The organism is Vibrio sp. Vb1018 (assembly GCF_033338775.1).
GTDB classification, from domain to species: Bacteria; Pseudomonadota; Gammaproteobacteria; order Enterobacterales; family Vibrionaceae; genus Vibrio; species Vibrio alginolyticus.
This window is the reverse complement of record NZ_JAWOTI010000015.1, coordinates 46,320-58,118: the sequence shown is the minus strand read 5'-3', so window position 1 is coordinate 58,118 and position 11,799 is coordinate 46,320. Positions and strand designations below refer to the sequence as shown.

The window sequence follows — 11,799 nt, the reverse complement described above, 5'->3', positions numbered from 1 at the left end:
CTTTCTAATCCTTCAGAATTTGCTTTCACTCACAAAAAACATTGTTCATTTCCTTTAAATTGGCTCGACTATTACAACATTGCTCATTAAACGGAGGCTGTATGTGGGCAGGTCAAGGACTCGTTCCTTTTTTAGAGATTAGTCACTGGTTAACTTACGGTTTATATGCCGCTGCGGTTTTATTCGGCGCAGCAAGCATTGCGTCACTCAGAAAATAGTGGCGCACACTATCATTTCCTAACTCCTACTGTTAATTCGAGCTCTCTCACAACTAACTCATTCATTTGTGGCTAATATTTCTCCAACCAGACAAAGGAGAAATGTCTATGCCAATCTATCCAATTGTGGCTTTCTGCTGTTTGTTGTTCTCTAGCGCCACCTTTGCTGCATCAACCAATGAACTGAACCTCGTTAATTCTGGTGTCGGTTACGCGGCTCTGATTATCTTTTCGATCGCTTACATACTGGTTATGTTGGAAGAGTATCTGAAAATGAGAAAATCCAAGCCAGTGCTGCTCGCTGCAGGGTTAATTTGGATTCTGATTGGCTACACCTTTGCTCAGCACAACCAGCCTGAAATCGCCAAATCCGCACTAGAACATAACTTGTTGGAATATGCCGAGTTGCTGCTGTTTTTGCTCGTGGCGATGACCTACATCAACGCAATGGAAGAACGCAAACTCTTCGATGCCTTACAGGCGTGGATGGTTGGTAAAGGTTTTGGATTCAAAAAGTTGTTCTGGCTGACGGGGTTTCTCGCTTTTGTCATTTCACCGATTGCCGATAACTTAACTACGGCCCTTTTGATGTGCGCTGTAGTGATGAAAGTCTCTGGTGATAATCCTAAGTTCGTCAATCTTGCTTGTATCAACATTGTTATCGCAGCCAATGCTGGCGGTGCATTCAGCCCATTTGGTGATATTACAACCCTGATGGTGTGGCAGGCCGGTCATGTCAGCTTTGCTGAGTTCACTCCGTTGTTTGTACCGTCATTGGTGAACTACTTGGTTCCCGCATTTTTGATGTCACTTTTTGTTCCAAACACAAAACCGAATACGATTCACCAACACGTTGAGCTAAAACGCGGGGCAAGGCGTATTGTCGCGTTGTTCATTTTGACGATTGCCACCGCAGTCTCTTTCCATGCTGTGCTGCACTTCCCACCCGTTATGGGCATGATGATGGGCTTGGCGTACTTACAGTTTTTCGGATATTTTTTGCGCCAAACTCTCAAACACTCACTCGCAAAAAAAGCAGCTATGGCAATTGCCAATGGCGATGATCAGGCATTGAAGCGCTTAGGCTCAGTGGTTCCGTTTGATGTGTTTCATCGTGTGTCTCGAGCTGAATGGGACACCTTGTTGTTCTTCTACGGTGTTGTAATGTGTGTTGGCGGTTTAAGTTTACTTGGCTACCTCGAACTGGTTTCAAACGTCATGTACACGCAATGGAACCCAGTCTGGGCAAACGTAATGGTTGGTGTCCTATCTGCAATCGTCGATAACATTCCGGTTATGTTTGCTGTACTGACCATGGAACCAAGCATGTCGATGGGCAACTGGCTACTGGTCACATTAACCGCAGGTGTCGGTGGCAGTTTGCTTTCCATTGGCTCCGCGGCAGGCGTCGCTTTAATGGGAGCCGCGCGTGGACAATACACCTTCTTTGGCCACCTAAAGTGGGCTCCCGTCATCGCCTTGGGTTATGCCGCCAGTATTGCGGTACACTTGTGGATGAATAGCGGTTTATTTACTTAAAAGCACCGACAATCAGGTGCTTAACTTGCAATACAACCTAGCGGTCGGATGGATGGTTAACGCCATCCATCACCTCAATCGCTCCCAACTCATATGGGTTGACACCCTCTAAGCAGCCGACATTATAGCCATACTCACTCGGGTCAGAACGACGCTGATGGTGCGTATAAATACCGCACTCGCCACAGAAAAAGTGCTTCGCAGTGTGTGTATTAAATTGATACTGCTTCAAGACGTCTTCGCCTTGCACAATACGAATACCGTTCAAAGGTACAGATGCGACAATCGCGCCACGACGTCGACACATAGAACAGTCACACCGTCTCGGTTTCTCAATACCATTGGGTAACGCCAGTTCCAACTCAACTTTTCCACAGTGACAACTCAGTCGATGTAATGTGTTGATTTGGGTGTTGCCAACTTTCTTAATCATAACTTTTCCTTGTTGTTTTTCTATCTGTGTACATTATGTTAAACAGGTTAATATCATCATAATCTCGTCCAAAAACTCGACATCCATCACTTTTCGCGACATTTTATTGGCCGATTTGTTAGTTGCTATTTTGGCGACTGTCTATCGCGTCCGTGAGACGTGTTGTCTCCGGCGCGGTCTTTAAACCAAGGAAATTAATTTATGGACAAAGATCATAGCCTAAGAGAGAACCTCTTGGCTCTGACGCTCGGCAGTGCGTTAGTGTCACTTGGGGTGATATTTTTTAGCAAAGTAGGATTGCTCACTGGCGGTACGGCTGGCTTGGCGATCTTCCTAACCAAAGTGAGTGACTTCAGTTTTGGTCAGATATTTTTCGCTCTTAACCTCCCTTTTTATATTTTATCTGTGATGCGCATGGGTTGGCGCTTCACTATCAATACCTTTATTGCGGTTTCGATTGTCTCTTTTGCGGTCGATCATCTGCATCATGTGATTGAGATTTCACGAATCGAACCTTTCTATGCGGCACTTTTGGGTGGTGGGCTGATTGGAATCGGTATGTTGGTAATTTTCCGTCACAAAATGAGTTTGGGTGGCTTTAACATTCTAGCGTTGTACCTTCAGGAACGTTTTGGAGTTCGAGCGGGTAAAGTTCAAATGGCGTTAGATTGTGCCATTGTGGTGATGTCACTGTTCATTGTAGATGTGCACCTTATCGCTCTATCTGTTCTAGGTGCCATCGCTACGAACTTGATTTTGGCGATGAACCATAAACCAGGACGATACCAAGCAAAAGCGCAAGCAGCATAATCATCGCTGCATAGTCAACAACCCTAAAGCCCCCAGCCAGTCGCTCGGGGCTTTTTTCATTCAACGCTAAGATCACGTCAACGAGCTCGTTTTGCAGTACTGCTGCATCTCTTCATCCAATTTAGCTTTATATTTCTGGCTAAGATGGAAGTGTACTTGCATCAGCAAGTCATGTGCGTGGAACAGCTCAAGCGCGTCGCTACCATGTTGCTGACAAATATCTTCACAGCGCTCAGCATGCACTTTGGCTTCTTGCGGTTTATCCGCTTTAAGCAAGCTCATCGCTAAGCGATACTCTGCGCGCTCTTCTTGCATCCAACCCCCAGCCACTTTCCAATAGTCTAGCGCGAGTGTTGCTGCTTCTAACATCTTCGATTTTTCCATGGACGTGCGCTCAGCCAGCGCTTCGTACTGACATGCTAAGTTGTTTGCAGTGATCGCTATAGCGCGCGCTAATGGCCCTTCTGCATCGTTCGGCGTCATTCCTAACGCTGCTTTCACCAACCATTGACTCGCCAGTTCAAGCTGAGCAAGTGCAGAAAGTTCATTCGAAATCAAAGCGTAAACTCGGCGTTGTTCTTGCTCTTCCAATAATTCCATATTGTCAGTGCCATCTACGAAATAGCGCGCAACGGCAATACTGCGTTGAAATGCCAAACTCTCAGCAACCTTGCGTTCATCAAAGTGCTCTAAACAAGTAAGAAACTGTTCTGGGCACTGGAGATGCCCAATAGCGGTATGCAGCATCAATGCGAATATTCGCTCGATTTGGGTAACGTCTTCCACCTCGCTCAGAGCCGTTTCTAGCTGAGCATAAACTTGTTCGGGATTTTCCTCGTGATGCTGCCAACACTCACTCATGAAGGCATCAAAATCCGTTTTGAAAGGCATGTCCTTATTGTCCTTTTTCTATTCGTATAACGAATATGAAACTCTACACTATCGTTACCCCTGTGTAGCACGCTTAATCCCAATATGAGAATCGCCTCACTTAAAGCGGTGTACCTTGCTCCAGCGCGAGCAAACGTTGCTTGCGCTCCACTCCACCTGCATACCCAGTCAGTTTTCCGCTTTTGCCAATAACGCGATGACAAGGTACCACGATAGAAATCGGATTCTTCCCGTTTGCTAACCCAACAGCACGCACAGCTTTAGGGTTACCTATCGCATTCGCGAGATCTTGATAGCTCCACGTTTCCCCATATGGAATGGTCGTTAGTGCCTGCCAAACTTGATTTTGAAAATCAGTGCCTTTCGCTGCAAGGGGCAAGTCGAATTCGTTGCGCAGACCAGCAAAGTATTCATCCAGTTGGGTGACAGCTTGGCGCAAGACCGGATGCTGCTCGTCTCGCACCCCCAGCTCACTCGGCTTAGTGGTGCATGTTTCAAACCAAATGCCAAGTAAGCCCTCAGCGTTCGATTGGATAGTCACCGTTCCTAGTGGACTCGGCATTTCGGTATAAAATGTTTTCATGATTGATTCCATAAGTGAAACGTCGCGTAGCTTCCCCAAGGGGCCGCAGTGTGCGTATTCAGTGATGGGTAACGCTGCATCGCCTTTTTCACCACTAAGTCTTTATCTAGAAAGCAATCGGGTTGAGATTGCCCTCGCAGTTGAGCATAACTGACGGTCCAAGGTCCAATGCCTTTCAAAGCTAGCCACTGCTGGGGGTCAGCTTCTGAGTTGTCCTGCATAAACTGGGCGAAGCGCACTAGCGTCTCTTTACGGCTTTGCGGCATGCGCAAAAAGCTCACGTCGGCGTTCGCAATATCACTGGGAGTCGGGAAAAAACGTTTTTCTGACTCTCCACTAAGTGTGGCCACCAATAAGTTAAGTTGACCAATCGCAGCTTTAACCGACACTTGCTGGCCTAAAATCGCTCTAACCCCTGCTTCCCATGCATTCCATACACCAGGAATACGAATACCTTTACTCGACACGAGCCCAGGCGCAACATACTCCAAATGCTGCTCAACAGTACAAATATCAGCGTCAAGATCGAACATACGACGAATGTCAGACACCAAGTTTTGCAGCTTCGTTACGTCTTCAATTTCAAACGCCAGTTCTAAGTATCCTTCACCTTTTGTCGCTTTAAACCAGGCTTTGCTGTTATCCAAAAAAACGTTGCGCTGATAACTCTCATCACTCACCAGATCAACCCCCTCAACCGCTCGCAAACGATAGAAGTCCAACATGTGCGACCAATTCAACTCACCTCGATAAGGTAAGGCAATTCGATTGCAACCCGCACCATCAAACTCTTTACGGCGTACTTGAGAAGGCGTTAGTTTGAGAAACTTTTGAAAAGCATCGTTAAAGCGGCGCGTACTGTTAAAACCTGATGCAAACCCCACGTCGGTGACCGACATAGAGCTGGAGTGAAGCAACTGTTTGGCGAACATTAGTTGCTGATATTGCGCATACTGCTTGGGTGACATACCTAGATACTGCTCAAACAACATACGTAAGTAACGGTCAGAAATCCCAACACGCTCAGCCAACTCAGACACCGAATGGTGATGCAACTCCCCTCTATCAATTAACGAAATCGCTCGTTGAAAGGTCGTCTCGACACCTTTCCATGCCCAAGATCCAGGCGCGCTGTCAGGTCGACAACGTAAACACGGACGGTACCCTGCTTGAAGGGCTTGCGTCTTATCAGCGAAATACTCAACATTTTCTTCTTTAGGCAAATTTGCCGGGCAAATCGGACGACAAAAGATTCCCGTTGTTTTTACCGCCACATAAAATCGCCCATCAAAACGACTGTCTCGCGCGACTCGCGCCTTGTGACACTGCTCGAAGGTCAGTGAGGTATGGGGGTGAATAAACATAGTGCTTTCCTTGCTCATGCCTTTTGTCATTTATTGTTCATAGGCATCGTTCAATATAGTGTTATTGTAGCTTGCTTAAGCGCCCACAATTAGCCATTTTCGGAACTCAATATTGAGATTTATTGGCATTAGCGCTTTTGTACACTAAAGTTAGATCCAGAACATCACAACAACGTCGGCTAAAGGGAATTGGCATGGACTTACATACTTGCGTAATTGTATTAAGAAACCAAAAGGTTATTACCAGTAAATCCGTAGATCATTCTATTGGAATTATCGAACGAGACTCAGATAACGAGATCTCAGAAATTCAGATTAATGCGACGGATGGACGTAATATTCGAACTTATCACTACAACAATGTAGAGGAGTCATTAGAGAGCTTAATGAACCTCTGACGGTTTTCTTTAAGGCACCTTTCTCCCTTGTTAAAAGCGAAAGCAATAGAGCACAGTACATGTGCTCTTTTTTTGTTTAACAGCAAAAATGTTTATCGAAAATAATGACAGACCTTGATTTAAAACAGACAGTAATCGGCAAATAAACACTCGAATATAAAAATCAAGACATTGATTTAAATAAATAAAAACCAACTATTCAATTTTTTAGAACGAGTTTATCAAAATCCTCCCGTTATTTTTATGTTCGCCTCTACCTAAACTGTTCTCAACAGCACGGGAGCACACGCTTCCCACTCATTGAAAAGAGTCAGAGGACAGAATCATGAAAGCACTATTACAGAAAATTACCACATCAAACGCAGGTTACAGCGCACTATCACTTCGCGTTCCAATCGGCATTATCTTTATGGCGCACGGCGCACAAAAACTATTTGGCTGGTTTGGTGGCTACGGGCTAGAAGGCACAGGTCAGTGGATGGCATCTATCGGTTTAGGTCCTGGCGTGCTCATGGCGTTACTTGCGGGCAGCGCAGAGTTCTTTGGCGGCTTGTTCATTTTACTTGGTCTGCTAACTCGACCAGCAGCGGTTGCTTTGGCGTTCACGATGGTGGTAGCGATATTCTCTGTCCACTTTGAAAATGGCCTGTTCATGGCAAACAACGGTTACGAGTTTGGCTTAGCATTACTGGCAGCAAGCGTTTCTCTGGCGTTCTCTGGCGCAGGTAAAGCAGCGTTAGATAACTTTTTAAACAAAAAGCTCTCTTAAGGAGGCCTTATGATTACGGTAAGACATGCAGCAGACCGAGGTCGAGCAAACTTTGGCTGGCTTGATAGCAAACATACGTTTTCTTTTGGTAGCTACTACGATCCTCAACATATGGGCTTTTCTGAGCTGAGAGTCATTAATGACGATGTAGTCAAGCCTGGCGCGGGTTTTGATACACATGGCCACCGTGATATGGAGATCATCAGCTATGTGTTGGAAGGTGTTATCGCACACAAAGACAGTGAAGGTAACGTCAAAACACTACCTGCAGGTGAATTCCAACTCATGTCGGCAGGGAAAGGGATTTACCACAGTGAGTACAATGCATCGAACCAAGATACGCTGCGGTTTCTACAGATTTGGATTCAACCGAACACATTTGGAACCAAACCAGGTTATCAGCAAAAAGATTTTGGTCGCAATCCTGGGTTAACGACTATCGCAACTCCAACTGGAGAAAACGGCACGCTACTTATTAAGCAAGATGCGACTTTGCATCAGTTAATTCTTGAGCCAAGTAGCGAACTAAACTTTGAGATTGAGTCGGGCCGAAATCTATTCATCCATCAAGTGACTGGGAGCCTTAGTGTCGACAATACCACTTTGACGGCTGGCGACGGCGCGAAGATTGAACACCAGAGTAAGGTTGTTTTGCGCAATACATCAAACGAAAGCACAACAGCCCTGTTGTTTGACTTACCATAACTATCGATTCATCGAGATAAAAACAAAGCCGCCTTGATTTCTCAAGGCGGCTTTTTCGTTTTTCTGACTTTTCATTCAACGCTATTCGTCGGAAGTGCCAGAACCAATTTGCTGAAAACTGTAAGCGGTCAGTGGATCGATCTCTTTGACAATTTCTTCCACTTGCTTAATTGCGTCTACAGACGAGCTAGCTTTACGATAGCTCAAATAGATAGGGCGACACCAATCTTCTACTCCAGACACCTTGTGAAGCTGCCCATTAGCGATAAATGGCTCCACGAGAGAGATTGGTAAGTACGCGGCTCCACCCTTCTCTAAAATAAAGTCCAATGCGATACGCGCTGTTGAAGTGCGTAAATATGGAGCCGGAATCTTAGGGTGACGTTCAGAATGCTCCGAGGAGAAACGCGTCCCCCAGTCAACGTACACATATTTGTTTTCGAAAACGGTATCTAAAGAATCTTTCTCAGTTGATACCAGAACGAGAACAACATCTGCCACTTTTTTACAGTTAAGCTCATCAGCTTTGATCTGATCGAACGCAAATGCCATATCTAACGTGCGCTCTAGCAAGCTACGACTGAGCATCTCACGTCCCATCACTTCTGCCATGAAGCCATAACCACCAAACGAATCTGTGACGACACTTAAACAATTCTGTAAATAAGCGTCCCAAATGTTTGGCGTGCCACCTAACGTTAGTTGCAGCGCTTTGCCATCTTCAAGCGATAATTCTAGCTTCGCTTGTTGCAATGTAGTGACCATTACCTCGGCATAGCTGATTAAGCGCTCACCTGCAGAGGTCAACTTTATGTTATTTCGATCACGAATAAACAATTGCGTATCGAAGTAACTTTCCAATTGTTTGATACGTGCGCTCACAGCGGCTTGGGTAATATAAAGGTTCTCAGCAGCACGTCCGAAGTGACGAACTCTTGCCAGCTCTAAAAATGTTCGAAAGACTTTTACATCCATAAACCATCTCCTGGTTAATATAAAACCAGATTAACAACTAATTAAAATCATGACGACAAAAAAGTTTTGTTTTTCTTTTGTTAGATTTAAGCCTAATTTTCGCCGTAAGTTCACTACATTCATCAATAACGGTTACAGAGGCTGTTGACATGTCTGACACTGAATTCCGTCATGGCAAAAAACGTTTTTACGATAACGTAAAATTCCCACGCGGCTTTGCAAAGTCTGGCGATTTTACTCTTTCAGAAGAGGAAATCCTAACAATTTATGGGGATACAATGCTTGGCTTAGAGTCAGGCGAATTAACACCTGAAAACAGCGAAGAGAAACACTTCATCAAGGTGTTAGAAAACCCGGGCAAAGCAAAAACAAAACTTGAGCGTACGTGGCTAAAGTACACCCAACTTGCTCGTGGTCGCAAGCGCTTCCATACGCTAAATGGTCGTAACAAGCCTGACGCCACAGAAGAATACATTGAAGAGAGTTTGGTTGAAGACGATTAATAACCAATAACCTAGTTCTCGCCTTTTTCTAGCAGTAGGCGAAAGCTCGTTTGACTTTACTGAGCGAGCAAGACAAGCTCATTTCTTCTCCTAAAGCCCAAGGGGGCATTCTCCCAAGGGCTTTTTTAATATTTGGGTGATGACCGTTTACTTGGCGAGCGTCGCAATCTTTTTCAGAAAGCTCTCTTTCAAATGCTCTTGGTCATATTCCAAGTGATAGGTGTTGTGGAAGCCAATTTTTAGCTCAACACCATTTCCTCTCAAGAAAACGTTGTACCCATCGTAGTCAGAAAACGCTTCTACACCTTCATACATTTTACCAAATTCGGTTGGTGTACCGTTGTTCATCACACATTCGTAAGCCTGTAGTACTTTGCTCGGATCTAACTCATTTTTCATACCGAATTCCTCACTGGTTTACACATTTCAATTATGGTTAAAGAATGAGCGCCATGCCATATCTAACCCATAATATTTGAAGTCCGTGTGCGATTTCGCACTCTGTAGGTTGTTAAAAAACAAGGTTAAGTGCGAAGGCAGAACTTAATTTATATCATAAATTTTATCTATTGATTCGTCAGTTTCATAATGCAATTTCTTTGTAAAAAATCGTCTTATAAAAGCATTTAGATATAAAAATCGTCGACAAAACCAACATTGGTTAAAGAAAAAGCAAAATTTTGACCTAAAACAATAGCAGTTCGCCTTTACTTATTTTATAATGCGAATTAATGTTTCAGTACATCGTCAATTCCAATAACTAGGGGCACAAAATGAGACTTATCCCGTTAACTCGAGCAGCACAAGTAGGTAAGTGGGCAGCTGCGCATATCGCTAAGCGTATCAACGACTTTAAACCTACTGCTGAGCGTCCATTCGTTCTGGGTCTACCAACTGGTGGCACTCCTCTAGCAACCTACAAAGCCCTAATCGAGCTTAACCAAGCCGGCGAAGTCAGCTTCAAAAACGTCGTGACTTTTAACATGGATGAGTACATTGGCATCCCTGCGGATCACCCAGAATCTTACCGCTCGTTCATGTACAACAACTTCTTTAATCACATTGATATTCAAGAAGAAAATATCAACCTACTGAACGGTAACACAGACGATCACGACGCAGAATGTAAGCGTTACGAAGACAAAATTAAGTCTTACGGCAAGATCAACCTGTTCATGGGCGGCGTGGGTAACGACGGTCACATCGCGTTCAACGAGCCAGCGTCATCTCTTTCTTCTCGTACTCGCATCAAGACCCTCACTGAAGACACTCGCATTGCGAACTCTCGCTTCTTTGACGGCGATATCAACCAAGTGCCTAAATACGCGCTGACTATCGGTGTTGGTACGCTTCTAGACTCAGAAGAAGTGATGATCTTGGTCACTGGCCATAACAAAGCTCAGGCACTTGAAGCAGCCGTGGAAGGTTGTGTAAACCACCTATGGACAGTTTCTGCTCTTCAACTTCACCCTAAAGCGGTGATCGTATGCGACGAACCAGCTCAACAAGAACTGAAAGTGAAGACAGTGAAGTACTTCTCTGAGCTAGAAGCAGAAAACATCAAAGGCTTTTAACCCATAGGATGGCAGCCTAGAAACACACTAAAAATACAAAACCCGTGTTGAACACGGGTTTTTTCTTATCTGAACAGCGGGCTTAAGTCGTCAATAAGCTTTAATACCAAACTGACGAAGACGCTTAGGAAGCACTTCATCCAACTTGTCTAGTTCACTCGGTTCGACTTCGATAAGATTGAAATGATGCTGCTCATAAACAGTACGAATGGTCTCACGGTCGGCCTGAGCCATCTCCCCATCGTCACTTCCCCAAAATTGCAAATAGACTTTGCCACCTGGCAAGTAAAAATCGCTAGTGACATCTTGGTCAATCGGCAACTGACGCTCATAAGCGTGCACAACACCAGCCAAGTACAGCCAGTTGTCGATGAGCAACTCCCCCTTAGAGCGCACGTAATGCCCATCTAATGTTCGGTGCTTGGCTTCAAATTTTTGGCGAAATATTGAGTACGATTTATCCGTAGAATGTGACTCCGCGTCTTGCCCTAAAAACTCAATGACAGACTGCTTAAGACGCTTGTTACGCAGCACCACATCGTGCCATACGACAAAGGTATTTTGTGTTTCTTTATCGGTTCTTTGCTGCCCACCAGCGCGCACACCAGCTTCTGTGACACTCCATCCCTCTTCGGATTTGGTCAACCAACCCAGTTCACTCAAAAGTTGGTTCATGCGCTTCGCATTCAATTTCAGCTTTTCACCCAGTTGTGTCGCGCTCAATGTTTTCCCTGAGCTGGGAGTCAGCTCAATATGTAAGTTGGTCGGCCAGACGATGAACTGGCCAAATTTAGGGTGATCCACATACTCACCGCCAAACTTTGCCCCTTCTTCGGTCAAAATCCACTTTTCATCTTGGCGAACGATGTAGCCTGCACGTTTGAGATCGGCAAACAGCAGCTTAGCTTCTACCTTGCGCATTTTCGCTAATGCCGACGTCGATATTTTTTCAGACATGTGGGTACCTCATGCTGCTGCAAAATTGAACACTATGTCGTCATAGTAACGCATTGATTTCACAGCTTGAAGTCAGGCAA

General features: G+C 45.0%; 14 protein-coding genes. 7 read left to right on the top strand and 7 right to left on the bottom strand.

Annotation, left to right across the window (positions count from 1 at the left end; all coding sequences use genetic code 11):
* The first annotated feature begins 326 nt into the window (after positions 1-326).
* Complete coding sequence (nhaD, locus tag R7Z10_RS15945) at positions 327-1,757, top strand: sodium:proton antiporter NhaD (protein ID WP_053303986.1); 1,431 nt, start codon at positions 327-329, stop codon at positions 1,755-1,757.
* A 37-nt stretch (positions 1,758-1,794) separates the two neighbouring features.
* On the opposite strand, the gene R7Z10_RS15940 is transcribed toward nhaD, so the two are convergent.
* Positions 1,795-2,190 (bottom strand): GFA family protein, encoded by a 396-nt coding sequence (locus R7Z10_RS15940; RefSeq protein WP_017821038.1) that lies wholly within the window; start codon positions 2,188-2,190, stop codon positions 1,795-1,797.
* A gap of 201 nt (positions 2,191-2,391) precedes the next feature.
* Between R7Z10_RS15940 and R7Z10_RS15935 the strand changes: the two genes are divergently transcribed.
* Positions 2,392-3,000: a YitT family protein gene (locus R7Z10_RS15935; protein ID WP_005374427.1), complete on the top strand. Its 609-nt coding sequence runs from the start codon at positions 2,392-2,394 to the stop codon at positions 2,998-3,000.
* Between the two features lie 72 nt (positions 3,001-3,072).
* Here the strand turns inward: R7Z10_RS15935 and R7Z10_RS15930 are convergent, their stop codons facing one another.
* The 3 genes from R7Z10_RS15930 to R7Z10_RS15920 form a co-directional block, all read right to left on the bottom strand.
* The gene (locus tag R7Z10_RS15930; RefSeq protein WP_318071355.1) at positions 3,073-3,891 is read right to left on the bottom strand and encodes a hypothetical protein; all 819 of its coding nucleotides are present in this window, start codon (positions 3,889-3,891) and stop codon (positions 3,073-3,075) included.
* A gap of 100 nt (positions 3,892-3,991) precedes the next feature.
* Positions 3,992-4,474 (bottom strand): methylated-DNA--[protein]-cysteine S-methyltransferase, encoded by a 483-nt coding sequence (locus tag R7Z10_RS15925; protein WP_318105266.1) that lies wholly within the window; start codon positions 4,472-4,474, stop codon positions 3,992-3,994.
* Positions 4,471-5,838 carry an Ada metal-binding domain-containing protein gene (locus tag R7Z10_RS15920; RefSeq protein ID WP_258479611.1) on the bottom strand — a complete coding sequence of 456 codons (1,368 nt, stop codon included), beginning with the start codon at positions 5,836-5,838 and terminating at the stop codon, positions 4,471-4,473. The genes R7Z10_RS15925 and R7Z10_RS15920 overlap by 4 nt, the downstream gene beginning before the upstream one ends.
* Positions 5,839-6,032: 194 nt before the next feature.
* Between R7Z10_RS15920 and R7Z10_RS15915 the strand changes: the two genes are divergently transcribed.
* The 3 genes from R7Z10_RS15915 (at position 6,033) to R7Z10_RS15905 (ending at position 7,710) form a co-directional block, all read left to right on the top strand.
* Positions 6,033-6,236 (top strand): hypothetical protein, encoded by a 204-nt coding sequence (locus tag R7Z10_RS15915; RefSeq protein ID WP_017633816.1) that lies wholly within the window; start codon positions 6,033-6,035, stop codon positions 6,234-6,236.
* Between the two features lie 325 nt (positions 6,237-6,561).
* Positions 6,562-7,005, top strand: a complete 444-nt coding sequence (locus R7Z10_RS15910) for a DoxX family protein (RefSeq protein ID WP_005374434.1) — start codon at positions 6,562-6,564, stop codon at positions 7,003-7,005.
* A 9-nt stretch (positions 7,006-7,014) separates the two neighbouring features.
* The gene (locus tag R7Z10_RS15905; protein ID WP_005383228.1) at positions 7,015-7,710 is read left to right on the top strand and encodes a pirin family protein; all 696 of its coding nucleotides are present in this window, start codon (positions 7,015-7,017) and stop codon (positions 7,708-7,710) included.
* An 81-nt stretch (positions 7,711-7,791) separates the two neighbouring features.
* Here the strand turns inward: R7Z10_RS15905 and R7Z10_RS15900 are convergent, their stop codons facing one another.
* Positions 7,792-8,685 (bottom strand): LysR family transcriptional regulator, encoded by an 894-nt coding sequence (locus tag R7Z10_RS15900; protein WP_005374436.1) that lies wholly within the window; start codon positions 8,683-8,685, stop codon positions 7,792-7,794.
* 149 nt (positions 8,686-8,834) lie between these two features.
* On the opposite strand from R7Z10_RS15900, the gene R7Z10_RS15895 reads away from it, so the two are divergent.
* Entirely contained in the window at positions 8,835-9,188 is a 354-nt protein-coding gene (locus R7Z10_RS15895) for a DUF413 domain-containing protein (protein ID WP_005374439.1), read from the top strand.
* Positions 9,189-9,335: 147 nt separating this feature from the next.
* On the opposite strand, the gene R7Z10_RS15890 is transcribed toward R7Z10_RS15895, so the two are convergent.
* Positions 9,336-9,587, bottom strand: a complete 252-nt coding sequence (locus R7Z10_RS15890; RefSeq protein ID WP_005374440.1) for a DUF3081 domain-containing protein — start codon at positions 9,585-9,587, stop codon at positions 9,336-9,338.
* A gap of 374 nt (positions 9,588-9,961) precedes the next feature.
* On the opposite strand from R7Z10_RS15890, the gene nagB reads away from it, so the two are divergent.
* Positions 9,962-10,762 carry a glucosamine-6-phosphate deaminase gene (gene nagB, locus R7Z10_RS15885; protein ID WP_318105262.1) on the top strand — a complete coding sequence of 267 codons (801 nt, stop codon included), beginning with the start codon at positions 9,962-9,964 and terminating at the stop codon, positions 10,760-10,762.
* Between the two features lie 90 nt (positions 10,763-10,852).
* Here nagB and R7Z10_RS15880 read toward each other — a convergent pair whose 3' ends face one another.
* Positions 10,853-11,719 carry a glycerol kinase gene (locus tag R7Z10_RS15880; RefSeq protein WP_258479612.1) on the bottom strand — a complete coding sequence of 289 codons (867 nt, stop codon included), beginning with the start codon at positions 11,717-11,719 and terminating at the stop codon, positions 10,853-10,855.
* Positions 11,720-11,799 lie beyond the last annotated feature (80 nt).

Bases quoted from the DNA above. Each gene is read 5' to 3' on its own strand.
- nhaD (WP_053303986.1), top strand. From the start codon at position 327: ATGCCAATCTATCCAATTGTGGCTTTCTGCTGTTTGTTGTTCTCTAGC.
- R7Z10_RS15940 (WP_017821038.1), bottom strand. From the start codon at position 2,190: ATGATTAAGAAAGTTGGCAACACCCAAATCAACACATTACATCGACTG.
- R7Z10_RS15935 (WP_005374427.1), top strand. From the start codon at position 2,392: ATGGACAAAGATCATAGCCTAAGAGAGAACCTCTTGGCTCTGACGCTC.
- R7Z10_RS15930 (WP_318071355.1), bottom strand. From the start codon at position 3,891: ATGCCTTTCAAAACGGATTTTGATGCCTTCATGAGTGAGTGTTGGCAG.
- R7Z10_RS15925 (WP_318105266.1), bottom strand. From the start codon at position 4,474: ATGAAAACATTTTATACCGAAATGCCGAGTCCACTAGGAACGGTGACT.
- R7Z10_RS15920 (WP_258479611.1), bottom strand. From the start codon at position 5,838: ATGTTTATTCACCCCCATACCTCACTGACCTTCGAGCAGTGTCACAAG.
- R7Z10_RS15915 (WP_017633816.1), top strand. From the start codon at position 6,033: ATGGACTTACATACTTGCGTAATTGTATTAAGAAACCAAAAGGTTATT.
- R7Z10_RS15910 (WP_005374434.1), top strand. From the start codon at position 6,562: ATGAAAGCACTATTACAGAAAATTACCACATCAAACGCAGGTTACAGC.
- R7Z10_RS15905 (WP_005383228.1), top strand. From the start codon at position 7,015: ATGATTACGGTAAGACATGCAGCAGACCGAGGTCGAGCAAACTTTGGC.
- R7Z10_RS15900 (WP_005374436.1), bottom strand. From the start codon at position 8,685: ATGGATGTAAAAGTCTTTCGAACATTTTTAGAGCTGGCAAGAGTTCGT.
- R7Z10_RS15895 (WP_005374439.1), top strand. From the start codon at position 8,835: ATGTCTGACACTGAATTCCGTCATGGCAAAAAACGTTTTTACGATAAC.
- R7Z10_RS15890 (WP_005374440.1), bottom strand. From the start codon at position 9,587: ATGAAAAATGAGTTAGATCCGAGCAAAGTACTACAGGCTTACGAATGT.
- nagB (WP_318105262.1), top strand. From the start codon at position 9,962: ATGAGACTTATCCCGTTAACTCGAGCAGCACAAGTAGGTAAGTGGGCA.
- R7Z10_RS15880 (WP_258479612.1), bottom strand. From the start codon at position 11,719: ATGTCTGAAAAAATATCGACGTCGGCATTAGCGAAAATGCGCAAGGTA.